Source organism: Candidatus Sphingomonas colombiensis (genome assembly GCA_029202845.1).
GTDB lineage: Bacteria > Pseudomonadota > Alphaproteobacteria > Sphingomonadales > Sphingomonadaceae > Sphingomonas > Sphingomonas colombiensis.
This window is the reverse complement of the sequence record CP119315.1, coordinates 3,459,895-3,482,083: the sequence shown is the minus strand read 5'-3', so window position 1 is coordinate 3,482,083 and position 22,189 is coordinate 3,459,895. Positions and strand designations below refer to the sequence as shown.

The window sequence follows — 22,189 nt, the reverse complement described above, 5'->3', positions numbered from 1 at the left end:
GAGATGATCGACAGCGCCGCCACCCGCCGATAATCTGTGCGTGATGAAGACCTTGCTCGATCCCGATCGCGCGCTGACCGATGGCCTCGCGGCGATCCGGGCGCAATATGATGTGCCCACGGGCTTTCCCCCGCAGGTACTGGCAGCGGCCGATGAGGCGGCGAAGCGCATGCCCACGGCGCATGTCGATCGCACGGCTATCCCGTTCGTCACGCTCGATCCCGCGACATCGACTGATCTCGATCAGGCGTTCGCGATCGAAGTTGCCGGGAGCGAGCTGCTGCTGCGCTATGCCATCGCCGACGTGGCCTGGTTCGTCGACGAGGGCGGCGCACTGGATATTGAGGCATGGCGGCGCGGGGAGTCGCTGTACCTGCCAGACGGCAAGGCGGCGCTCTATCCCCCGGCGCTGGGTGAGGCGGCCGCGAGCCTGTTGCCGAATGGCGATCGGCCGGCGGTGATCTTCGCGGTGCGCATCGCGCCTGACGGAGCGGCGTCACTGGACGGCGTGGAGCGCGCGGTGATCCGCAGCCGGGCGAAGCTCGCTTATGAAACGGTGCAGCCGGCCGATCTGCCGGCCGGGTTCGCCGATCTATCGGCGCGCATCATGGCGGCGGAGGATCGGCGCGGTGCCGCGCGGGTCGATCCGCCGGAGCAGGAACTGACGCATAACGGCGACGGCCGGCTGCAATTGCGCTTCCGCCCGCGCGAGGCGTCGGAAGATCAGAACGCTGCCATGTCGCTCGCCACCAATCTCGCGGTGGCCGATGCGATGCTCGCGCATCACACCGGGCTGTTCCGCGTCATGCCGGGGCCGGATGCGCGCGCGGTCGCGCGGCTGCGCAACGCGGCGGCGGCGCTGGGCATCGCGTGGCCGGCGGATAAGTCGCTTGCCGATTTTCAGCGTGGCCTCGATGGGCATGATCCCCGTCAGGCAGCGATGATGATCGCGATCCGCCGGGCGGGTGAGGGGGCGAGCTACGCGCCGTACCAGCCTGGCGTGGTGCCATGGCATGCGGCGGTCGCGGCGACCTATGCCCACGCCACCGCGCCATTGCGCCGCCTCGCGGACCGCTATGTCGTGCAGGCGGCGCTGGCGATCGCCAACGGCAAGGCGGTGCCCGATTTCGTTGCCGCCGCTTTCCCCAAACTGCCGGCGGTGATGGCGCATTCCGGCTCGATCGCCGGCGCGATCGATCGCGCGGTGATCGACATGGCGGAAGCGGTGATGCTCCACGGACAGGAGGGGCAGGCGTTCGACGCGGTGATCCTCGATCGCGACGATCGCGGCGCGCGCATCCAGCTACGCGATCGCCCGGTGGTGGCCCGCGTGACGACCGATACGGGCGAGCCGGGAGACACGATCAAGGTGCAACTCGACGACGCCGACCCCGAGCGTCGCTCGCTGCGTTTCTCGCGTATCGCCCCGAGCGGGGCTCAGCCGACGAGCGGGTGACGCACTATCGGCACATAGCTCGCCCCGGCGTGACCAAGGCTGCTTTCGTAGAGGATCAGGTCGGCCATCGCGAATGGCGCACTGGAAAGCGTCGCGTGATCGGCGATCCAGCGTTCGAGTGCCGGGCCATGCCCCGCACTGCGCGGCAACCGGGCGAGCGTGATGTGCGGCAGATAGGCGCGCCGTTCCGGTTCCAGTCCGAGCCGCACCAGCGCATGATCCACCTTGCGATGCAGCGCCCCGAGCGCCTCGTGCGGGGTGAGGCCCGCCCACAAGGCATCGGTGCGCCCACGCTTGTCGAACTGCCCCACCGCGGCGAGCGAAACGACCGGAGCCGGGGCGGCGACAGCGCTGATCGCCAACGCGATCTCCTCCGCGAGCGGGCGTTCGACCTCACCGATGAAGCGCAATGTCAGATGGAGTTGCGCATCGGCCTGCCATCGCGCGCCCGGCACCCCGTTCATCATTTGCGCGAGCGCGGCGCGGATCACGGCTGGCGGGCGCAGGGCAACGAACAGACGGTGCATCGGACGAACCTTTTTGTAACGAAAGATTGCTTCCGGGCGGTTCGCTTGAAAATTTCGCCCGCACGGGCAATATTTCGGCAGTACCGGCATCGTTCATTGCCGGACAAAGGAGCGAACTGACAATGGCTAACTGGTCCGACCCCCGGCCGACCGCCGCCCCGTTCGGGTCGAGCGCCGCCGATACGCGGAGCGCTGCGTATGACGCGGGTCTCCGGTCTTACATGCTCTCGGTGTACAACTACATGGCCTCTGGCGTGCTGTTGACCGGGATCGTGGCGCTGCTGTTCGCCAGCGGTGGCCGCGACAGTCTGGCCGCGCAGGTGTTCATGGCGCCCGGCATCCTGAAATATCTGGTGATGTTCTCGCCGCTCGCCTTCGTGCTGGTGCTGAATTTCGGGCTTAACCGCCTGTCGACCGGCGCTGCGCAGGCGATCTTCTTTGCCTTCGCCGCCGTGATGGGCGTGTCGATGTCGACGATCTTCCTCGTTTATACGGGCACGTCGATCGCGATCACCTTCTTCGCGACCGCCGTCGCGTTCCTGTCGCTCAGCCTCTATGGCTATTCGACGAAGCGTGATCTGTCGGGTTTGGGCACCTTCATGATCATGGGCGTGGTGGGCATCATCGTCGCCTCGCTGCTCAACCTGTGGTTCAAGTCGCCTGCGATGGCGATGGTGATCAGTGCCGTCGGCGTGCTGCTGTTCGCTGGCCTCACGGCTTATGATACCCAGCGGATCAAGAGCATGTACGCTTACGTCGCCGGCACGGACATGATGGGCAAGGCCGTGATCATGGGCGCGCTGTCGCTGTATCTTGATTTCATCAACATGTTCCAGTTCCTGCTGTCCTTCATGGGCCAGCGCGACTGATCGATCGGCCACTCAAACGGCTGAAATGTTCGAGGCCCGGCGGGAAATCCGCCGGGCCTTTTTCATGCCCGCGGTGCCCGACGGCGTGGCCGCCGCGCAGGGCGTGGCTACCATCTCTTAACCATCATGATGGCAGGATGGCGCGATCGGACAGGGAAGACGACAGATGACCGCTCTCGCGAAATCAAATGACGCCCGCCGCGCGCCGCGCTCGCCGGCGGAATGCCGCGCCACCGCGCGGGTCGCGGTGTCGGTCGAGGTGATCGACGCGTCCGCCAACGGTATCCGTGCGCGGATATCGATCGCGTTGCCGGTGGGAACGACGCTCAAGATCGGGTTGCCCGGCGCGGTGCAGCGTCACGCGCGGATCATCTGGTCGAATGATGGTGAGATTGGCTGCGAATTTCTTGCGCCGCTATCGGAAGATGAACTCAATAGCTTGCTCGCCGCCACGCCGGACGCCAGCCCGCGCTGAGGCCGCAACCGCGCCGACGTCACTGCTTCACGAAGCGCCATCGCAGGCGCCAATTCACCGCGAGGCATAGTCCGGCCGCCCTGCGCTTTCGACAAATTGCGTGAACCTGCCCCTTTTCGCCGCTTGAAATTATATTTCAAGCGCGCGAAATAGCCGTGCGTGCCGAATGATGCGGCGCGAGTCTGGAGAGAGCATGGCCGGCGGTCCCGTTCGCAGCAATTTGAAGCCTTTGTCGCTCCACGTGCCGGAACCGCATTTCCGGCCCGGCGATGAGGTGGATTTCTCCGTGGTCGATGTGCCCGCGGCCGGCGCCGCGCCGCGCCCCGATACGCATGCCGCGCCCGACAGTTTCCGTGATCTCGCTTATACGATGGTCCGCGTGCTGGACGATCAGGGCAATGCCGTCGGCCCGTGGAATCCACGCCTTTCGCCCGATACCGTGCGGCGGATGCTGCGCCACATGGCGTTGGTCCGCGCGTTCGATGAACGCATGTTCCGCGCTCAGCGGCAGGGCAAGACCAGCTTCTATATGAAGTCGCTTGGTGAAGAGGCGGTCGCGGTCGCGGCGGCGCACGCGCTGCAATATGACGATATGTGCTTCCCTTCATATCGTCAGCAGGGGCTGTTGATCGCGCGCGACTGGTCGATGGTCGACATGATGAACCAGATCTATTCCAACCGGGGCGATCGGTTGCAGGGCAAGCAATTGCCGATCATGTATTCGGTGCGCGAAGCCGGTTTCTTCTCGATTTCCGGGAACCTCACCACGCAATATCCGCAAGCCGTTGGCTGGGCGATGGCCTCCGCCGCCAAGGGCGATACGCGCATCGCGGCGACCTGGTGCGGCGAAGGTTCCACGGCGGAGGGCGATTTCCACTCCGCGCTCACTTTCGCCACCGTCTATCGCGCGCCGGTGATCTTCAACGTGGTCAACAATCAATGGGCGATCTCCAGCTTCTCGGGCTTTGCCGGCGCTGAGGCGACCACCTTCGCTGCGCGCGCGGTGGGCTATGGCATCGCGGGGTTGCGGGTCGACGGCAATGATGCGCTGGCCGTCTATGCCGCGACGATGTGGGCGGCGGAGCGTGCGCGGACCAACGTCGGGCCAACGCTGATCGAGCATTTCACCTATCGCGCCGAGGGGCATTCCACCTCGGACGATCCCAGCGCCTATCGCTCGGCAGGGGAGCCGACCGCGTGGCCGCTCGGCGATCCGATCCGGCGTCTGAAGGATCATCTCATCGCGATCGGCGAATGGGATGAGGAGCGTCAGGCGGCGATGGATCGCGAGGTCGCGGAAGAGGTGAAGGCCGCGCAGAAGGAAGCGGAAAAGAACGGCATCCTCGGTCATGGCCTGCTCCAGCCGCTCGATAGCCTGTTCGACGGCGTGTTCGAGGAAATGCCGTGGCATCTGCGTGAACAGCGGCAGATGATGATTGACGAGGAAGAGGCTTCCGGCCGCCCATGGGCACGGAAAGGGTAACGATCAGTGGCTGAGATTATCGAGACCGAACCGGCCGCCGATGCGCCGGAAACCGCGCGGATGAACATGATCCAGGCGATCAACTCTGCGCTGGACGTAACCATGGCGCGCGATGACGCGATCGTCGTGATGGGCGAGGACGTGGGTTATTTCGGCGGCGTGTTCCGCGCGACCGCCGGCTTGCAGAAGAAATACGGCAAGACCCGCGTGTTCGATACGCCGATCACCGAATGCGGTATCATCGGCGTCGCGGTGGGGATGGGGGCCTATGGCCTGCGCCCGGTGCCGGAGATCCAGTTCGCCGACTATATCTATCCCGCGCTCGATCAGCTCGTCAGCGAAGCGGCGCGGCTGCGTTATCGTTCCGATGGCGAATTCATCGCGCCGCTCACCGTGCGGTCGCCGTTCGGCGGCGGTATCTTCGGTGGGCAGACGCATTCGCAATCGCCGGAGGGGATCTTCACCCATGTCGCTGGGCTCAAAACGGTAATTCCGTCCACTCCCTACGACGCGAAAGGTCTCCTAATCGCCGCCATTGAGGACAATGACCCCGTAATTTTCTTCGAACCCAAGCGCATCTATAACGGCCCCTTCAACGGCCACTGGGATCGCCCGGCCGAAAATTGGTCCAAGCATCCCGCCAGCGAGGTGCCGACCGGTTATTACCGCATCCCGCTGGGCAAGGCGAACGTCGTGCGAGAGGGCGAGGCGGTGACGATCCTCGCTTACGGCACGATGGTCCACGTCTGCCTGAATGTGGTGGCCGAAGCGGGCGTTGATGCCGAGGTGATCGATCTCCGCACGCTGATGCCGCTCGATATCGAGACGATCGAGGCGTCGGTGCGCAAGACCGGCCGGTGCATGATCGTGCACGAAGCGACGCGCACCTCCGGCTTTGGCGCGGAGCTGTCGGCGCTGGTGCAGGAACGTTGCTTCTATCACCTCGAGGCGCCGATCGAGCGCGTCACCGGGTTCGACACGCCTTATCCGCACAGCCTGGAATGGGCCTATTTTCCGGGGCCGGTGCGGATCGGTCAGGCGCTCAAGAAGATTCTGAAGGATTGACGACGATGGCGCGTTTCAAGTTCCGTTTGCCGGATATTGGCGAGGGCATTTCCGAGGCGGAGATTGTTGCCTGGCATATCAAGGTTGGTGATCGGGTCGAGGAAGACCAGCAGATTGCGGACATGATGACCGACAAGGCGACGGTGGAGATGGAGAGCCCGGTTGCGGGGACGGTCGTGGAGCTTGCCGGGGAGGTTGGCGATCAGGTGTCGATCGGCGCGACGCTGGTGGTGATCGAGATCGAGGGCGAGGAAGAGGCGGCCGAGCAGATCGAGGCGGAAACGCCGGGCACTGCCGTGATCGAGCCGGTGGTTGTCGCGGCTGCCCCCGCCGCGCCCGCGCCGGTCGCGGTGCCGCCAGCGGCTGTGGCGACCGAGCCTGCCGCCGTGAAGGCGGTGGTGGCTGAAGAGACAAGTGCGCCGCCTCACCACGTGCTCGCCTCGCCAGCGGTTCGTGCCCGCGCGCAGGATCTGGGGGTCGATCTCGCCGCGGTGAAGGCGGCGGAGGGCGATCGCATTCGTCACGCCGATCTCGATGCCTATCTGCGTTATGCCTCGGGGCAGGGCTATCATGCCCCGCACGCCAGCCGGGCCTGCGCCGACGAGCAGATCAAGGTGATCGGGATGCGCCGCCGCATCGCCGAGAACATGGCCGCATCGAAGCGCAGCATCCCGCATTTCACCTATGTCGACGAGATCGACGTGACCGAGCTGGAACGGGTGCGCGCGGACCTCAATGCGACGCGCGGGCAGCGCCCGAAGCTGACGATGCTGCCGCTGCTGATCGTCGCGATCTGCCGCACGCTCCCCGATTTCTCGATGCTCAACGCGCGTTATGATGACGAGGCGGGGATCGTGACGCGCTCGGGCCGGGTCCATCTCGGCATGGCGACGCAGACCGATGCGGGGCTGACCGTGCCGGTGATCCGCGATGCGCAGGATCGCAACGTGTGGCAGCTCGCCGCCGAGATCACCCGGCTCGCGGAGGCGGCGCGCGCATCGAAGCTGAAGCCGGAGGAACTGGGTGGGGGGACGATCACCGTCACCAGCCTCGGTCCGCTCGGCGGGATCGCCACCACGCCGGTGATCAATCGGCCCGAGGTGGCGATCATCGGCCCGAACAAGATCGTCGAGCGTCCGGTGTTCCGAGGCGACGATATCGTGCGCGCCAAGCTGATGAACCTGTCGATCAGCTGCGACCATCGCGTCGTCGATGGCTGGGACGCGGCAAGCTATGTCCAGGCGCTCAGGAAACTGCTCGAAACGCCGGTGCTGCTCTTCGCTCAGTGAATGTCGATGATGCGGCGTCGGCCAGATTCGGGCCGACGCCGTTACACGCTATACTCGGCGACCGGTGAAAAGTTGGACCAAGCCGACGACCAGCGCGACGATCAACAGGATATGGATCAGGCCGCCGGCGATATGCAGGCTAAAACCAAGCAGCCACAGGATCACGAGGATCACGACAATCGTCCACAACATCGCTTGTTCTCCATCCGAAATCAAAGCGAGAACGTGGATGATATCAAAACCGTTCCAAAGTGCGACGATATTTGTCGCGATCTTGGTAATGTCTCGTGACTTGCGTTTTAGCGGAACGCGAAGCTTAAACTGGCTGTGGCTGCGTGATCGCTCGCGCCTGTTGCGGCGAAACTATATTGGTTGAGATAGCCCAGCTCGACATTCACCCCCTTCGCCAGCGGGGTGTAAAATGCGATCGCATTCCGCATTCGGTCCACGCCGCGAATTGGCTGAAAGGCCGTACGGTTGAGGTTGATGAAGCTCTCGTGACTGATCGCTACACCGGTTGTGCCGTTCGTCTGAAAGGGAAGGGCGACGCGGACGAATGGCCGCAGGCGCCAGCCCGTACCCTCCGTCCCCTCGCGCCAGCGTTGTTCGCCGCGTAACCGGAAGTTTGCACGCACTCGACCGATGCGAATATCGTCGAGCGTTACCTGTTCGCGCCCGCGATGTTCCATCACGGCAAAGCGGCCCGCCTCATAATTCGGATCGTGGGTATAGCCGGCCCACAGTGTTAGCCGGGGCGCGACGCGATACCCGACCAATATGTTGCTCTCGATCTCGTATAGGCCACGGCGTGTATCGCTGATCCGCGTGATTGCCTCTTGCGACAGTCGCCAGCCGTCGCCCAGGTCCACTGCGCCAGCGACGGTCAGCCACAATTGCGCATCGTCGCGCGCCATCGCCTTAGCGGGGAAGGCCGCGGTCGCCAGACCGACCAGGCAACAGGTAAGCGTCTTGAGCATCAGAAAGACTGATGCACAGAAGCGCAACAAAACCGCAACATTAGTCCCGGCTTCGCAGGGCATATAAATTCAACCTAAGGGTTTACAATTCGCCGCGAGCCGAATAATACAACCATATGGTTGAAGATATTCTTGATCTGACCTTCGCTGCGCTCGCCGATCCCACACGGCGCGCGATGCTGGCCGATTTGCAAAAGGGCGAGCGATCGATCGGCGATCTCGCTGCGCCCCACGCGATGAGCTTTGCCGGGGCGGCGAAACATGTTGGCGTGTTGACGCGCGCGGGATTGATCGAGCGGCGCAAGGCCGGACGACAGCAATTGTGCCGCCTGAAGGCCGAACGTTTCGCCGAGGTGGAGGCGTGGCTCGGCAAATGGTCGCGGTTCTGGAACCGGCAGCTCGACGCTTTGGAAGTCGCGTTGCAGGAGGACGGAAAATGAACAATCCGGTGCTGCTCACGATAACGCGCGACTTTGCGGCATCGCCTGAACGCGTGTTCGACGCATGGCTCGATCCGGCTGTCGCGCGGAATTTCCTGTTCGCGACGCCCGATGGCGAGATGCTGACTTGCGAGATCGACCCGCGTGTCGGTGGTGCCGCGCTGATCGTCGAGCGCCGGGCGAACGGGGATGCGCGTCACCGCTTGCGCTTCGAGGTGCTCGATCGCCCGACGCGACTGGTATTCCTGTTTGGTGCCGACCCCGCGCCGGAAGATGAGTGGACGCGGGTAACCATCGAAATCACGCCGCTCAGGAACGAAGCCCGGCTGACGCTGACGCACGAGATGGCGCCACAATGGGCAGCTTATGCCGATCGCACACGCGAAGGTTGGACGATGATATTGCAATCGCTGGAAAAGGAGCTTGGATAACAATGGCTGACTTAATCACCCCGCAGGAATTGCGTTTCGAGCGGCTGCTTGCCGCGCCGATCGACACGGTATGGCAATATCTCGTCGATCCTGAATTGCGCGCGCGTTGGTTCATGGCCGGGCCCGGCGATCTCCGCCCCGGCGGCACGATTGGATTTACCATGGCGCATGAGCGCTTGTCGGACGAAGAGGTGCCCACGCCCGAACGTTATGCCGGCGTCTCGGGCAATACCTGGAATGAGCGGGTGCTGCGCGTCGAGCCGCCGCATACGCTCGCCTTCAACTGGTCGAACGGCGATGCCGGCGAGGTGACCATCACGCTTGCGCCGGAGGGCGACGGCACAAGACTGGTGCTGCATCACACCGGGCTGCGCGGCCCTGAAGACGCCGCGAATTTTGGTGGCGGTTGGGCGGCGCATCTCGCCGCGCTGGAACGCCGCGTGGCAGGGCAGGGGGTCGCGAACTTCTGGAAGCTCCATGCGGATGCGGAAGCGGTGGCAAAACGGGCGGTCGGTCTGGCATGAGATGCCAGTGATTTCCCGCGCCTCCCCCGCACATGTGCCGAAAGCATGTTGCGTACGGGGCGCGGGAAATCAGTAATCTCTGCTCCACCTGAAGAGAATTATGTCCGTTCTGGAACAGAGCGGAGTTTAGTCGGCGAGTGCCGCTTCCGCCTGTGCAAGCGCCTTGGGATCATCGACGTCGAGCCACCATGCGTCGCCTACATCGGTGACGCGGGCGCCTCCGTTGGTGGCGAGCGCCTCTACCCCGGCGGAAATAGACCCATTGCCGCCCGTCGCGATGCTGGCGCGCAACGCGTCGTGGAAACGGCCATCCACCGAGAACACGCCGCAATCGAACGCGTCATAATCGGCGAGATGCTTCCCGATCGCCACGATCGCATCGCCATCGGTGCGGACGCGGGTCACATCGTCGAGATCAACCAATGGATTGTCGAGTCGCCGGTCGATTGCCAGCGTGAGTGGCGCCTCGGGCGCGGCAATGGCGCATTTTACGATCGCCGGATCGAACAGATGGTCGGCCATCATCAGCAGGTGCTGCGCCGGCCCGATAGCGTCCGCGCCGGTCAGTACCGAATGGCCATTGGCTAAAGACCAATCCCGTGTGCGGACGCATGTAATCGCCGGATCGAGGCTATGGAGATAGCTCTCGACGGCATCCGCCTCATGTCCAGTAACGACGGTGGAGCCGGTCGCGCCACCGGCCCGCGCCGCCGCGATGACGCGCGCGATGAGCGGCACGCCGGCGACCGGGGTCAATGGCTTCGAGGGGGACACCGCGCGCAGCCGGCTACCATAGCCGGCCGCGACGATGAGAGCTTTCACTCGGCAGCGAGCCGCGCGTCGGCGTGAATGAATTCGTCGGTCATCTGCGCCGCGATATCGTCGGTATATTGTTCCGGCGGATGCTTGCAGAAGAACGAGGACGGGCCGGTCAGTGCGCCGCCGATGCCGCGATCGAGCGCGAGCTTGCAGCAGCGAATCGCATCAACCACCACAGCGGCGGAATTCGGGCTATCTTCGACCGACAGGCGCAGTTCGAGGTTCATCGGCACATCGCCGAACAGATTGCCTTCGAGCCGCAGGAAACACAGCTTATTGTCATGTAGCCACGGGATGTAGTCCGACGGGCCAACATGGATATTTTCATCCGCCAGCCGCTCGGCGAGGACTGCCTGCACGGCCTCTGTCTTCGATTCCTTCTTGCTCGACAGACGGTTGCGATCGAGCATGTTCATGAAATCGGTGTTGCCGCCGGTGTTGAGCTGATAGGTGTGATCGATCGTCACGCCACGGCTCTTGAAAAGGTTCGACAGCACGCGATGGACGATCGTCGCGCCGACCTGCGCCTTCACGTCGTCACCGACGATCGGCAGCCCCGCGCTGGCGAACCGCGCTTCCCACTGAGGATTGGAGGCGATGAAAACCGGCATGCAGTTCACTACCGCAAGCCCGGCTTCGAGCGCGCATTCCATGTAGAATTCGGTAGCCGTCTGGCTGCCAACCGGCAGGAAATTGACGAGAACTTCCGCGCCCGAATCCTTCAGCGTCTTGACGATCGAGGTGCGATCCGCGTCAGGCGTGCCGTCGACTTCGAAACCGCGATCGTTGGCGGCGACGAGCATGTGCTCCGCAACGCCATCGAGCTTTGCGCCCATCTGGACGATTGTGCCGGTTTTCGGCACATCGGCGTGGAAAATCTTCGTGCAATTTGGCTTGGCGAAAATCGCGTCGCCCAGATCCATTCCGACCTTGCGTGAATCGACGTCGAACGCGGCGACGAAATCGATATCGGCAACCTTATATCCACCGACATCTTCATGGATCAGCCCGTGCGCGGTGTTGCCGGCACTGTAATGATATTTGCCCTGCACCAGGCTGCTTGCGCAATTGCCGACCCCGATGATGGCGACCTTGATCGTTGACATTAAACCCCCGCTTTGTCGGCTATGGCCGACGGATGACCGATTAGCTTCAATGTCGTGACAGATGCGACACGCCTGTCAAGCGATCCCAGCACCTGTTATCGGGCAGAAAAGGGGGCTTCACCTTGGAATCGAACGAAATGACGGCGCGCGTGACTGGAAAGCCGCGTGAATTGCAGGGGTTCCTGAACCACACAATCTATCATCCGGCCGCGCGCCGACTCGCGGCGGCACTCGCTCGGACACCGGTCACACCGAACATGGTTTCGGTATTCGGGGCGATGATGGTGTGCGCCACTGGGGTGCTCTACGCGCTGATCGATACCCCGCTTGCGATCGTAATCGGCTTTGCGTTGCATCTGTTATGGCATGTCGTCGACGGCGCTGATGGCGATCTCGCGCGGATGACCGGTCGGGCCAGCCCATTCGGTGAGGTCGTGGATGGGTTGTGTGATTATGGCGGCCATGTGGTGCTCTACCTGCTGCTCGGCTACGCGCTGCAACAGACGGTTGGGCCGTGGGTATGGGTGATCGTGGTTGGTGCCGGCGCGTCGCGCATCGTCCAGTCGGTATTCGCCGAAAGCTCGCGCCGTACCTATCAATGGTGGGTCTATGGCGTGCCATGGATCCAGCACAATCGTACCGCGCCAAGCGGCGCTGGCGGAACGCTTGCACGCCTCTACCTTAAGGTGTCCCGCGCGGTGACCGGCCCTACTGAACGCATCAACGCGCTGGTTATGAGTGCGGAAGCTGATCCACCGGCGCGCCAGCGTATCGCCCGGCTCGCGAAGGAATCGGGGCGCCGGACATTATTGCTGCCTGCGATTCTCGGCGCCAACCCGCGCACGATCCTGCTCGGCCTCAGTATGATCGCGGGCTCGTCGATCTGGTTTTTCCTGATCGAACTGACTGTGCTGAACGCCGTGCTGCTCGTCGCGATCGTACAGCAGCGCGCCAATTGCCGTCGTCTCGTGCAGTTGATCGCGCGCGGAAGGGATTGACGGGCGGAACCGCACGGCGTCGAGAATGGTTCGTTACCGGAACGGGATTCGTGGGAGAAAGACGATGCGTGTGATGGTGGTGATGGCGGGAGCGCTGGCGCTGGCCGCATGCAATGAGGGCAAGATGGAAACCGGCGCACCGCTCGCCGGGGGTGCCCATGCGGTGGCGATGCTCAAATCGGCGACGGGGGCCGATGTGGGCCGCGCGACGGCGACCGAAGTGGCTGGCGGTTTGCGCGTGACGGTGGATGCGAAGGGGCTGCCTCCCGGCACGCACGGTGCACATGTTCACACCACGGGCCGCTGCGACCCGCCTGATTTTGCCAGTGCCGGTGGCCATTGGAACCCGACCGGCATGAAGCACGGCTCGATGAATCCGCAGGGCCCGCATGAGGGCGATTTGCCCAATTTAGTGATCGACACTGGCGGGCGCGGAACGGTGGCGCTGACGATCCCGGGCGCGACCATGGCTGGCCTGCTTGATGCCGACGGCGCGGCGCTAGTGATTCATGCCAATGCGGATGATTTGATGACTGACCCCGCCGGCAATAGCGGCGCGCGGATCGCGTGCGGCGTGTTTCAGGCCGGCTGAGCTGGATCAGCCGGCGGCGGTGAGCTTCCGGCTGACCTTAACAAGCGTGGGCTCGCCTTCGAGTGGCTCGACAGTGAGCCCCAATTCGCGCTCAAGATCGACGGCGGCGATATTGTCACGCGATTCGATCGCTTCCACCCACTGCACGCCATGGGTTCGCGCCTGATCCATCGCGAAGCGCATCAGTTCCCAGCCGATCCCCTGATCCTTGCGATCGCTGCGTACGGCGATGGCGACTTCGGCGCGTTGGCCGCTTGAGTCGAAACACAGCATCGCCAATGCGATCATCGCCACGCTTTCGGTGTCACTCACAAGATAAGTGGCGTCGCGGCCATCCTGACGCGTCATGGTTTCGATCAACGCGCGGCCCACGCGACTTGCGGTCGCGAGGAAGCGGAAACGCCGGTCCTCGGGTGAAAGCTGGTCGAAGAACTGATCGATCGCGAATTCGTCGCCCGGTTTGGCCAGACGGATATCCAGCTGCACGCCGGATCGCGTGGTCAATCGGGTGATAGGCGTCTGCATGTCGTGACCTTTCGACGTCGGACAGCGGGCGATTGCCTCTATGTACCGAACCTAAACGCCACGCCGGGCTTTGGCCATCGTCAAAGCGGAGCTGCACAGGGAGACAGGCGCCGGCCCGCCGAACTGATTTGATCGGCGCCCTGCGCCACGGGCCGTTTCAGCAAAAAAATCGCCGAACTCAGCGAAAAGCCGCGAGCGAGATGGAGGCCCGACCGGGGCTAACATAGTTCTATTTTATCAATGCACTAACACTGTCTCACCAAGAGGATTGACACACGGTAGCGCCGTGAGTCGCGAAGGCACTGTCTAACCCGAACTGGCCTCATTCGAGACCGAAAGCGCAGCCAAATACCCGGCCGCTCCACGATTGGCGCATTTCACGGAACTCGCTCGCCTCAGGTTGATTATGATCGCGGAGTGAGCGAGGTTCCAGATGCCCAACGCCATCACGACATTAACCGACCGCGAGCTTCTCGCAGCGTACCAGCGCACGGACGGACGCAACGCAAAGGCGACGGCACTTCTCCGCGAGATACAGAGGCGCGGGCTAGATATCTGACGGGCTATTCCGCGTCCCGCTCCAGCACCAGCGTTTCGCCACGAAATATCGTCCACAACATGTCTGGCGTCCCGCTGTCGTAGGCGAATGAGACATCAGACAAATGCCTTCCATCAGGGCCCGTGAACGACGGAATCGTCATACTGATCGCGCGATCGGGAGTGAGGTATTCCCCAACGTCTTTCCCGCCGGAGAGGATGCAGCCGTTTTCAAACCGGCAGCGCATAGAGATGCCATCCTCCGGCCCGGCCTCGTGAAAATACAGCCACCAGTTGCCCGATAGGTCCATGATTAACACTCCAATACCGAGTCGCGATTATAGAACGTATTGGGAACATTTGCGAGTCAGGCCACCGCCATCAACTGCGACGGATAAGGCTGCGCGAGTTCGATCGCCTCATCGAATGGACAGGCCAGCCAACGTTCTTCGTCGTCCTCATGCAGCAGCACCGGCATCGCCTTCGGATGGATCGGCGCGACCAGGGGGTTCGGCGGGCACGTCAGGAAGGCGAACAGATCGCCCTTATCGCTCGGCCGCCATACGCCCGCGAAACTGACGATCGGCCGGCTGGGCACGGTAAACCAATGCAGCGGCAATTTACCATCAGGGCCGCGCACCTGACCGTATTCGCTGAAAGCGGTGAACGGCACGAGGCAGCGCCGCGCCGGGTTAGAGAGCGCTGATCGCCAGAACGACGACGTGTAATTGCGGACGTTCGTTACCGGCTTCTCGATCATCGCGGGCTTGCCGGTCGCCTTGTCGATCCGCTTGCCGGGCACAGTGATCGGGAATCCCCATGACATTGTTGAGAGCGTGCGCTGTCCGGCCATCTCGCGGACAACGAACGCCGACCGTTCTGGGAATAGCTCGCCCGGCGGATAGTCCTCATCCTCAGGATACTCGGGCTCGACGCCGTAGCGCTCTGCGATCTCGCGCTGGCTCGCGGACATGCGGAAGCGGTTGCACATCGGGAGAGGATCGCACGTGCGGCGCGATTCTCAAAAACCATTTCCTACATCGCGCGTTCCTGCTCCGTTCCACGGACACCAACGGAGCGATTCGATGCGACAGGTCAACCGAGACGAACTCATCAATATCATCCAATCAGCCATGCGCGGGTGGACGAAATCCCTGCTCAAAGAGTTCCAGCACCACGAGCCCGACCGGAAATTTCGGGCGCGGGTGATCGCGGCGGGGATCATCGCCGACAAGATGCAGCGGCTGGAGACACTGAGCGGCGGATGCGAACCGCCGGGCTTTCGCTGTATCGACCCTGACGCGCCGATGAACCCGGTCGCCGATAAGCTCGGCGTCTTGGACAGCGTGGGAAGCAAGAGCCGGGTTCCGGGTGATCCTCAAACATAAGCGCCAGCGGGAGCCGTGCCGACTGCGGGACGCGTGGCACCTGCAAGGTCATAAGCGAGCCCGCGAGGCGTCACTCGCCCGCGCGCCGGGCTCCCCGCCTGAAGCCGATAGTCGCCACCGCCAGCGCCATAGGTCGCTGGCCCTGTCATCGACTGGTAGTCAACGAACAGCGGATCGCTGCGCACGCTCGCGCTGGTTCCGATCGAAGCGCCGAGACCGGGGTATAGCTGCGAAAAGCTGCTGCCGATCGCAGCGCCATCCGCTGAGCAGAATTGAGAATACTCGCCCTGACAGCCAACGCCGTGGACATAGGCGAGCTGGCCGATGCGGTTCGGCGCCTCACTTGGGTCCGTCCCGGCATAGAAAATATCGCCCTTGGTGTTGATGCTCACCCAGATATTGCCGACCATGCGCAACAGGCGATGGTTGCGCCGGTTCGTCCCAGAGCTCTCATCGTAGAATGTATTGTTGCGGCCGGTACCGTAGAAACCCGTTGTCGTGTTGTGGCCGATCACCGAGTGGACCATATCGCCGTTCAGCCCGTCAGAAGACAGGCGGATCGCCGGGCTGGCGTTGGCATGGCCACCGATCACCTCAAAGACGTTCTGCAAAATGACGACGCCCGTGATCTTGTCGCCGGGGTTGGTGGCAGAAATCCCGAACGCAGGCGCAATCGCCTTCATCTTCAGCAGCCGATTGGCGTAGCTGATGCCGCCCTTGGTCGCGTCGGTGTACCCCTGACTGCCTACTTGCTGGATCGCGCAGCCGATCAGCACCCACTGTTCGTATGCGGCGCTGTTGAGGTCGCCGACGACCCCTCGTGTCATGCGGATCTGCAACCCTGTATTGAGGCTCAGCCAAAGGTTCGTGGTGGCAAAGGTTGCCCCGAAGAAATAACCGTGCGCGGCGTTCCACGGCGATGACCCGGCGGTATCGCTGATCGCGACATTCCAGAACTGCACCCCGATCGGCGTGCCCGCCTCCCCGTAGAATTTGTAGGTGTTGACGCTTCGCCCGACCGACAGGTCATTGAGCGTCATGTGCGGCTCCAGCCCCGCAACGGAGCACGTCAGCCCGAGGCGCAAATTGCCGGCGAGGTTCAGCACCGCGCTGGCGCGCGCGACACCCGGCGCGCGCTCGATGACGATCCCCGCGCCGCCCTGTGGAAAGCTCGTCCCGTTCGTCCCGGCGTTATTGGCGGTATTGTCGACGATGCGGATACGCGCGCCGGTGCCGGTTTTGCTTGGCGTCCCGCGCGTGACATTGGTGATCGCGCTGCACGCGCCAGCCACCGTCGCGAACGGCGTCGCCAGCGCGGTCGCGGCGTTGACCGACCAGACCCCTGCCGTGTCCGAGCCGCCAGCTTTGACATAAGCCAGCGGCGGCGCGGCGGCGAGCGCCACATCCTTGTGGTAATAGCGGCGCGTGAATTCGCGCGGGCTGGCACTCGCCGCCCACAGGTCTTCGCTTTTGAGCACCGACGGCGCCGCACCGATCCACGGATAGACCTCTGCTTCCAGCCAAAAAGCGCCGGTCGCGAGCGCCGTCACATCGAGATCGCCAGCATAAACTTCGAGCGGGTTCGCGTCCTCGCACAAGGTGGAGATCACTGTCGCCGCTACCGTCTGCCACGGCGTCTGTGTCGTTCCGTCGTTAGCGCGGACGCGGACGCATGCCACCTGCCGGTTAGATCGGAAATCGCGATGAAAGGCGATTAGCTCCCAATGCACCGAATTGCCGACGAGCAGGCGCGATGGCATCACCCATGCCGCGATGGGCTTCGGCGACGCCTCCGCCGAATTGTTGACCACGCCAGTGATGGTGTCGGTCGAATAGACATAATCGTCGAGCGCCACGGTCTGCGCCGTCGCTTGCGCGTAATTAGGATAGGCCTGCCGCTTGCGCTTGGTGATGATGCGGGTTTCGAGATAGCTCGTCGTCGCGGCAGTCGCGTCGAAGCCCACGCGGGAGACGGATATCGTCTTCGGTGCGCTGTCAGGCAGCATCTCCGAGGGGATCGCCGCCGCCGGCAAATCTGCAGGCTTGGCGAACTCCGCCGACCAGCCCTCCGCGTTGACCGACGCGATCAGCGGGGGAGGGGCTGGCGTTCCACCCGTGAACGTGCGCATCTGGCCGAGGCCAAGTCCCAGCCCGATCCTCATTGCGCTGACTCCGGGCAGGTGAAGGGCAGGGGCGTCCCGTCCGCGACGAGAGCGCGACAGATGCGAGCGCCAGCGCGGGAGAGCCGCTCGCCCCACGTTTCCACCTCGACGTTGTAGCGCTCAGCCGCCTGCGCATCGGTCAGGATCGCATCGGACGGGGTCGGCTTCGGTTCGATCACCGCCTTAACGTCCGCCACAGACACGCTTGAAGGTGTCGCTGGTGGCACCTGATCGCCGCATCCGCTCGCAATTGATAGCGATAGAAACAGCGCCGGGAGCGCCAGCCGGAGCCGAACTGATCGCATCGTTCATTCCCTTTCCGATTGCCGCAACCTCCGCGTCATCCGCAAGGCGCTTGAGGGCGGTCTGCTCGAGTTGATCGGCGCGTTTTGTCTGACCGTCCGCGCGGGCGGTTTCCGTCTTCAGTTCGCGCTCGGCGTTTCCCGCGCGATGGCTGGCGGATTGCCACATGATGATGAGGATGAGGATGGCGATAGCCCCGACCAGCGGCGCGATGATGCGGCCCCAGGTCATGGCCGCGCCTCCGGTTCATCCGGCGCACTGACCGCTGGCCCAGCCGCGATCCCAGCCGCAACTGTATCAAGCGCCTTCGCGGTGATGTCGTTGCGGTCGGCGCTGCTCTTGCTCGACGAATAGTAAAAGGCGAGCGCGGTGGTCACCATGCCGGAAAGCTGCCCGAGCATGTAGGTGAGCGTCTCGCGGTTGCCCTCCGGGATCGTGCGCCAGAACATCACGAACAGGGCGATGCTGAACGCGCCGAGCAGGAGGAAGGCGAGGGCGCCGCGTGTGACGTCTCGGCGGATCATGCGGGTAGCAGCCGCGCCAGCCACCCGAAGAAGAATGTCCGGTTCTGTGGCCGGCCTTCCGCGAGCTCGGCGTAGCGCGTCCCCTGAAACGCGTTGAGCAGCCAGACTAGGCGCTTTTCGCCCTCCGCACCGCGCCGCGTCAGGAAGTCCTTGAGCGCGGCCAGCGACGCCGGGCCGATCATCCCGTCCTGCACAAGGGTCTTGTCGGTCAACAGACTCAGCGCGCGCTGCAGGAACCGCCCAGCGACCGAGGGCCCCATGTTGACGCCGGTGTCCACCATCTCGGCAGCAACGGACATCGACAACGCGCCGACCTTATCGAACCCCGGCGCGATGACGTACTGCTTCATGTAGACGCCGCGCGCGAAGTCCCGCGTCATCGCCCGCATGTCGCCGGTGAAACCGTTCGCGCGGGCGACCTTCTCGGTGATGCCGAAGTTGGTCACCCCGCCGGTGTCGTTCGGATTGTTCACATACCCGCCCTCATGGGCAAGCACGTCCTCGATCACGCCGTTGATCGTCATCATGCCCCGCTACCTTTCCGTTCCTGCTCGACCCGCGTGATGCGGTCTTCAATCTGCTTGAGCCGCCCCTCGACATTGCCGTCGTTGATCTGCTGGCGGGTATCGATCCGCGTTACTGTCTGCTGGAGGTTCGACAGCGTAGAGACGACCCACATGCACAGCGAGGCCACGCCCACCGTGAGCAGGGCCGTGATAACCCCACCGGCCCATTTGAGCGGGACGGGGATTTCGGCTTTTGGCGTCTGCGGGTGCGTGCGAACGAACTGCTCGACCGCCGCAACCGCGACTTGTTCCGCAATCACTCGCGCCTGCACTTCGTTGCCGAGGCCGGTCATGCCGCTTCCCGATGACATTTTCGCTGGACGGGGAGGGCCGAGACCGGCACATTCGGGGAATGAAAAACCCGTTTGATCCGGGGTTTTACAACTCCGAGGAACTGCGCGGCTTTGGCTTTGCGCGTGTCGGCGAGAATGTGCAGGTCTCCAAGGATTGCACGATCATCGGCCTCGAGAATATCGAACTGGGAGACCACAGTCGGATTGACAGCGGCGTCCATATCATCGCCACGAGCGGCAAGCTGATATTGCATGGCCGAAACCATATCGGGGGCGGGAGCCACCTGTGCGTTGGTGCGGATCTTACCTTCGGCCGATTCTCCGGCTGCTCGCAGGGTGTCCGTATTTACACCGCCAGCGACGACTATACCGGGCGCTGGATGACAGGGCCGTGCGCTCCTTCCTCGCTTCGCGGAGGCAGATGCGAACCAATAGTGATTGGCCGCCATTGCGTTATTGGATCGGGTTCGGTGATCCTTCCGGGCTGCGATCTTGGAGATGGCGTCTCGGTCGGCGCGCTCAGCCTCGTGACAAAGCCACTCGAAAGCTGGGGAATCTATCACGGGAACCCCGCGCGTCGCATCAAGGCTCGCAGCAAGCGCGTCCTGGAACTGGAAGCCCTCATCGCTGAGCGACTGGTTGCCTAACATCAGTTCACGCTCCGCCCGAGCTCGATCCAGTTGGTGCCATCGCAGTAGAGCGTGATCGTATCATCGGCCGACGTGACGAAATTTCCGGCTAGCTTGAGATTGAAACCATCGGTGAGCGTGAGCACGCCGGCAAAAATGAGCGTAACGCGGCGACCGGTGTCGTCGGGGGCCAGCGAAAAGGAGGTGATGTTCGTCGCCCCAGTCACCTTCGCTACCACGTCGCGCCCGAACGGGATGGTGATGTTTGCGGCGCTCGTGATCGTGGCGGGCGGCAGGACAAGGTTCGTATTTGCGCCGGTTTGCGCAACCCCGGAACCGAACGTGGTCTGCTTGTAGAAATAGCTGCTGCCGAAAACTGCCTGACCAATAATCTTATAAGGTTGCAGGTCGCCGCTATCGGCCGCGCCAAATATCGCGCAGCCGTCAAACACGAGCGGGCTGGATGATGCACTCTCGAACAGATATTCGTGCGTCGCCTCGAAATAGCAGCCACTGAATGTGACGGCGTTGACCGCGTTGAATTGCAGCGTGCGCTTTCCGTCGAAGGAGGAGCCGCCGCCGCCTTCGAAGCGACAACCGACAAAAGAGAGCCCAGCCCCTGAATCTAAAAAGAAATGCGCGTCGGTCGCGTTTAGGAAATCGCAGGCGATAAAGGTATTATTGTTGTTTACCCCGGATGATGAGCGGAAGCAGTTACTTGCTATGTTGCTGGCGTCGAACGTGCAGTTGGTGAAAGTGCTGGACTGCACCTGTTTGTTGGCTTCGAAACAACGCTCAGTTTGCAGCGCCGTGAAGATGTCCGACATCCAAATTTTTGAGACTTCGCCGGTAACGGACAGTTTCACTGCGTGTGTGCCGCCGAAGCACGTCAGGTTTCCGATATTGATGTACACCGCGCTGGCTGGATCGGCATTTACAATCTGCGGCGCGTTAAGAGGCACGCCCTGGTTGAGCAGCACCGAGCCATGACGGCTTTCCCCCTCGAACGTAACAAAGTTCGGAATCTTCAGACTATCGCTTGGGATAAAATACCCCAGCGGCAATCGCACCGCGCCGCGACGATTCACGTCCCGCCCAGCTTCATTGAGCGCAGCTTGAATGCCAGTCCAGTCGAGCGATTGGGTTAGCGCGGTCGCAAACGGATACAGCGCCTGCGCTGCGGCGAGCGTACCGAACCGCTCGCTTAGTGGGTGGTAATAGCCGTCGCCGATCGCCCCATAGTCGCGCGGATTGAGCGGCAGATCGCGGACGACATCCTGCATCGAGCGGGTGATTGAACCGGTGCCGGTGTTCTTGGAGCCGATCAGCGATGAGCCTGTCGGTGCCGCCAAATCGGTGCGACGCGGTGAATTGCGCACCCACGCGCCCATCGTCAGCGGTGTGCTATTCGCCTTCACGATGTTCACGTCATCGGCCTGGCTGGTGAAATCTCCCGGCGTCCACGTCCACAGCGAGCCGTCGTAAAGGCTCGTCAGGTCGGTGGTCGCGGCGGCTTTTAGCTGCGCGAGCGAGGTGCGGGTGTTGTTGGAGGGGCCGGTATCCCCCTTAGCGAACGACCCGGGCGTCTCCAGCGCGACGGCGCCGGTGTCAGGGTCGAACGAAAGAACCATCCCCTTTCGCTCGGCTGCCCTGGGCAACGTGGTTGCGCGCTCGCCGACCGGGAAACGTAGCGTTGGCGCTAGCTGCTCATCCACTATCGACAAGCCGAACTGCCGTGCGACCTTACGGTCCTCAATGATGTCCAGAATATGCAGCGTCATTGCGTCGCCCCTGCGCGAATGGTGAATGCCCCAGCGATCCAACGGCGCTTGTCAAAGCCAGCCAGCGAGATGTGCAAATCCCAGACGAGGCAGAGATCGCCGCCGGTCGGGTTCGTCTTAACGAGGCTCTCGATGGCGACTTCGTTTATCGCCATGCCGACCGTGGAGGTGGCGATGCTGGTTTCGTTATCGACAGTCGTCGTGACCGAAAGCCCCTGCATTCCAAGCGCTGCATTACTGAGATCGACCAACGGCGCTCCGGGGGCGTCGCGATACCCTCGAACCTGCGCCCGAAGCGTCGCCCCTGTCAGATCGACACCAGCCGGAAACTGGAAGCTGTCGGCGAACGGTGTCCAGCGGTCAGCGACGAGATCGACGGTCCAAGGGGTCATGGTAGCCGTCTATGGCGTGGGCGCGCCAAGCATTACGG

Annotated in this window: 29 protein-coding genes; 13 read left to right on the top strand and 16 right to left on the bottom strand. The window is 63.1% G+C overall.

Annotated elements, in window-relative coordinates; all coding sequences use genetic code 11:
* The first annotated feature begins 43 nt into the window (after window positions 1–43).
* The gene (locus P0Y64_17010) at window positions 44–1,456 is read left to right on the top strand and encodes an RNB domain-containing ribonuclease (protein WEK45098.1); all 1,413 of its coding nucleotides are present in this window, start codon (window positions 44–46) and stop codon (window positions 1,454–1,456) included.
* On the opposite strand, the gene thpR is transcribed toward P0Y64_17010, so the two are convergent.
* Window positions 1,438–1,983, bottom strand: coding sequence for an RNA 2',3'-cyclic phosphodiesterase (gene thpR / locus P0Y64_17005; protein WEK43018.1), 546 nt, complete (start codon window positions 1,981–1,983; stop codon window positions 1,438–1,440). The two genes, P0Y64_17010 and thpR, sit on opposite strands and share 19 nt — an antisense overlap.
* A gap of 122 nt (window positions 1,984–2,105) precedes the next feature.
* Between thpR and P0Y64_17000 the strand changes: the two genes are divergently transcribed.
* The 5 genes from P0Y64_17000 (at window position 2,106) to P0Y64_16980 (ending at window position 7,164) form a co-directional block, all read left to right on the top strand.
* Complete coding sequence (locus tag P0Y64_17000) at window positions 2,106–2,852, top strand: Bax inhibitor-1/YccA family protein (protein WEK43017.1); 747 nt, start codon at window positions 2,106–2,108, stop codon at window positions 2,850–2,852.
* 166 nt (window positions 2,853–3,018) lie between these two features.
* The gene (locus P0Y64_16995) at window positions 3,019–3,327 is read left to right on the top strand and encodes a PilZ domain-containing protein (protein WEK43016.1); all 309 of its coding nucleotides are present in this window, start codon (window positions 3,019–3,021) and stop codon (window positions 3,325–3,327) included.
* A 193-nt stretch (window positions 3,328–3,520) separates the two neighbouring features.
* Complete coding sequence (locus P0Y64_16990; GenBank protein WEK43015.1) at window positions 3,521–4,810, top strand: 3-methyl-2-oxobutanoate dehydrogenase (2-methylpropanoyl-transferring) subunit alpha; 1,290 nt, start codon at window positions 3,521–3,523, stop codon at window positions 4,808–4,810.
* A 60-nt stretch (window positions 4,811–4,870) separates the two neighbouring features.
* Window positions 4,871–5,875 (top strand): alpha-ketoacid dehydrogenase subunit beta, encoded by a 1,005-nt coding sequence (locus tag P0Y64_16985; GenBank protein ID WEK45097.1) that lies wholly within the window; start codon window positions 4,871–4,873, stop codon window positions 5,873–5,875.
* A gap of 5 nt (window positions 5,876–5,880) precedes the next feature.
* A complete protein-coding gene (locus tag P0Y64_16980; protein WEK43014.1) occupies window positions 5,881–7,164 on the top strand; it encodes a dihydrolipoamide acetyltransferase family protein in 1,284 nt (427 codons plus the stop codon).
* Between the two features lie 48 nt (window positions 7,165–7,212).
* Here the strand turns inward: P0Y64_16980 and P0Y64_16975 are convergent, their stop codons facing one another.
* Both P0Y64_16975 and P0Y64_16970 read right to left on the bottom strand, forming a co-directional pair.
* Entirely contained in the window at window positions 7,213–7,356 is a 144-nt protein-coding gene (locus tag P0Y64_16975) for a lmo0937 family membrane protein (GenBank protein ID WEK43013.1), read from the bottom strand.
* Window positions 7,357–7,463: 107 nt separating this feature from the next.
* Window positions 7,464–8,141 carry a DUF2490 domain-containing protein gene (locus P0Y64_16970; protein ID WEK43012.1) on the bottom strand — a complete coding sequence of 226 codons (678 nt, stop codon included), beginning with the start codon at window positions 8,139–8,141 and terminating at the stop codon, window positions 7,464–7,466.
* A 116-nt stretch (window positions 8,142–8,257) separates the two neighbouring features.
* On the opposite strand from P0Y64_16970, the gene P0Y64_16965 reads away from it, so the two are divergent.
* Genes P0Y64_16965 through P0Y64_16955 form a run of 3 tightly spaced genes read left to right on the top strand, consistent with a single transcriptional unit; the run spans window position 8,258 to window position 9,536 of the window.
* Window positions 8,258–8,581 carry a metalloregulator ArsR/SmtB family transcription factor gene (locus P0Y64_16965; protein WEK43011.1) on the top strand — a complete coding sequence of 108 codons (324 nt, stop codon included), beginning with the start codon at window positions 8,258–8,260 and terminating at the stop codon, window positions 8,579–8,581.
* Window positions 8,578–9,012 carry an SRPBCC domain-containing protein gene (locus P0Y64_16960; GenBank protein ID WEK43010.1) on the top strand — a complete coding sequence of 145 codons (435 nt, stop codon included), beginning with the start codon at window positions 8,578–8,580 and terminating at the stop codon, window positions 9,010–9,012. The genes P0Y64_16965 and P0Y64_16960 overlap by 4 nt, the downstream gene beginning before the upstream one ends.
* Before the next feature lie 2 nt (window positions 9,013–9,014).
* On the top strand, window positions 9,015–9,536 hold the full coding sequence (locus P0Y64_16955; protein ID WEK43009.1) for an SRPBCC family protein: 522 nt from the start codon (window positions 9,015–9,017) through the stop codon (window positions 9,534–9,536).
* Between the two features lie 126 nt (window positions 9,537–9,662).
* Here P0Y64_16955 and P0Y64_16950 read toward each other — a convergent pair whose 3' ends face one another.
* Together P0Y64_16950 and P0Y64_16945 are read right to left on the bottom strand one after the other, a co-directional pair.
* The gene (locus P0Y64_16950) at window positions 9,663–10,358 is read right to left on the bottom strand and encodes an NTP transferase domain-containing protein (GenBank protein ID WEK43008.1); all 696 of its coding nucleotides are present in this window, start codon (window positions 10,356–10,358) and stop codon (window positions 9,663–9,665) included.
* Complete coding sequence (locus P0Y64_16945) at window positions 10,355–11,461, bottom strand: inositol-3-phosphate synthase (GenBank protein ID WEK43007.1); 1,107 nt, start codon at window positions 11,459–11,461, stop codon at window positions 10,355–10,357. Before P0Y64_16945 ends, P0Y64_16950 begins: the two co-directional genes overlap by 4 nt.
* Window positions 11,462–11,583: 122 nt before the next feature.
* Between P0Y64_16945 and P0Y64_16940 the strand changes: the two genes are divergently transcribed.
* Complete coding sequence (locus P0Y64_16940) at window positions 11,584–12,459, top strand: CDP-alcohol phosphatidyltransferase family protein (GenBank protein WEK43006.1); 876 nt, start codon at window positions 11,584–11,586, stop codon at window positions 12,457–12,459.
* 64 nt (window positions 12,460–12,523) lie between these two features.
* Window positions 12,524–13,051, top strand: coding sequence for a superoxide dismutase family protein (locus P0Y64_16935; protein WEK43005.1), 528 nt, complete (start codon window positions 12,524–12,526; stop codon window positions 13,049–13,051).
* A gap of 6 nt (window positions 13,052–13,057) precedes the next feature.
* On the opposite strand, the gene P0Y64_16930 is transcribed toward P0Y64_16935, so the two are convergent.
* The 3 genes from P0Y64_16930 to P0Y64_16920 all read right to left on the bottom strand — a co-directional run bounded on the left by P0Y64_16930 (window position 13,058) and on the right by P0Y64_16920 (window position 15,086).
* A complete protein-coding gene (locus P0Y64_16930; GenBank protein ID WEK43004.1) occupies window positions 13,058–13,576 on the bottom strand; it encodes a GNAT family N-acetyltransferase in 519 nt (172 codons plus the stop codon).
* Between the two features lie 563 nt (window positions 13,577–14,139).
* Window positions 14,140–14,424, bottom strand: coding sequence for a hypothetical protein (locus P0Y64_16925; protein ID WEK43003.1), 285 nt, complete (start codon window positions 14,422–14,424; stop codon window positions 14,140–14,142).
* A 56-nt stretch (window positions 14,425–14,480) separates the two neighbouring features.
* Window positions 14,481–15,086: an SOS response-associated peptidase family protein gene (locus P0Y64_16920; GenBank protein ID WEK43002.1), complete on the bottom strand. Its 606-nt coding sequence runs from the start codon at window positions 15,084–15,086 to the stop codon at window positions 14,481–14,483.
* Between the two features lie 112 nt (window positions 15,087–15,198).
* Here P0Y64_16920 and P0Y64_16915 point away from each other — a divergent pair, with 112 nt between their 5' ends.
* Window positions 15,199–15,501: a hypothetical protein gene (locus tag P0Y64_16915; GenBank protein WEK43001.1), complete on the top strand. Its 303-nt coding sequence runs from the start codon at window positions 15,199–15,201 to the stop codon at window positions 15,499–15,501.
* Here P0Y64_16915 and P0Y64_16910 read toward each other — a convergent pair.
* From P0Y64_16910 to P0Y64_16885, 6 genes are read right to left on the bottom strand one after another with little or no spacing between them, the layout of a single operon-like run.
* Window positions 15,492–17,663 (bottom strand): hypothetical protein, encoded by a 2,172-nt coding sequence (locus P0Y64_16910; protein ID WEK43000.1) that lies wholly within the window; start codon window positions 17,661–17,663, stop codon window positions 15,492–15,494. The genes P0Y64_16915 and P0Y64_16910 overlap by 10 nt on opposite strands.
* Entirely contained in the window at window positions 17,660–17,860 is a 201-nt protein-coding gene (locus P0Y64_16905) for a hypothetical protein (GenBank protein WEK42999.1), read from the bottom strand. Before P0Y64_16905 ends, P0Y64_16910 begins: the two co-directional genes overlap by 4 nt.
* The gene (locus P0Y64_16900; protein WEK42998.1) at window positions 17,847–18,197 is read right to left on the bottom strand and encodes a hypothetical protein; all 351 of its coding nucleotides are present in this window, start codon (window positions 18,195–18,197) and stop codon (window positions 17,847–17,849) included. The genes P0Y64_16905 and P0Y64_16900 overlap by 14 nt, the downstream gene beginning before the upstream one ends.
* The gene (locus P0Y64_16895) at window positions 18,194–18,490 is read right to left on the bottom strand and encodes a hypothetical protein (protein ID WEK42997.1); all 297 of its coding nucleotides are present in this window, start codon (window positions 18,488–18,490) and stop codon (window positions 18,194–18,196) included. The genes P0Y64_16900 and P0Y64_16895 overlap by 4 nt, the downstream gene beginning before the upstream one ends.
* Complete coding sequence (locus P0Y64_16890) at window positions 18,487–19,014, bottom strand: glycosyl hydrolase 108 family protein (protein ID WEK45096.1); 528 nt, start codon at window positions 19,012–19,014, stop codon at window positions 18,487–18,489. The genes P0Y64_16895 and P0Y64_16890 overlap by 4 nt, the downstream gene beginning before the upstream one ends.
* Entirely contained in the window at window positions 19,014–19,349 is a 336-nt protein-coding gene (locus P0Y64_16885; GenBank protein ID WEK42996.1) for a hypothetical protein, read from the bottom strand. The genes P0Y64_16890 and P0Y64_16885 overlap by 1 nt, the downstream gene beginning before the upstream one ends.
* 11 nt (window positions 19,350–19,360) lie before the next feature.
* On the opposite strand from P0Y64_16885, the gene P0Y64_16880 reads away from it, so the two are divergent.
* Window positions 19,361–19,996, top strand: coding sequence for an acyltransferase (locus P0Y64_16880; protein ID WEK42995.1), 636 nt, complete (start codon window positions 19,361–19,363; stop codon window positions 19,994–19,996).
* Between the two features lie 2 nt (window positions 19,997–19,998).
* Here the strand turns inward: P0Y64_16880 and P0Y64_16875 are convergent, their stop codons facing one another.
* Both P0Y64_16875 and P0Y64_16870 read right to left on the bottom strand, forming a co-directional pair.
* Entirely contained in the window at window positions 19,999–21,759 is a 1,761-nt protein-coding gene (locus P0Y64_16875; protein ID WEK42994.1) for a hypothetical protein, read from the bottom strand.
* Entirely contained in the window at window positions 21,756–22,151 is a 396-nt protein-coding gene (locus P0Y64_16870) for a hypothetical protein (GenBank protein WEK42993.1), read from the bottom strand. The genes P0Y64_16875 and P0Y64_16870 overlap by 4 nt, the downstream gene beginning before the upstream one ends.
* Between the last annotated feature and the right edge of the window lie 38 nt (window positions 22,152–22,189).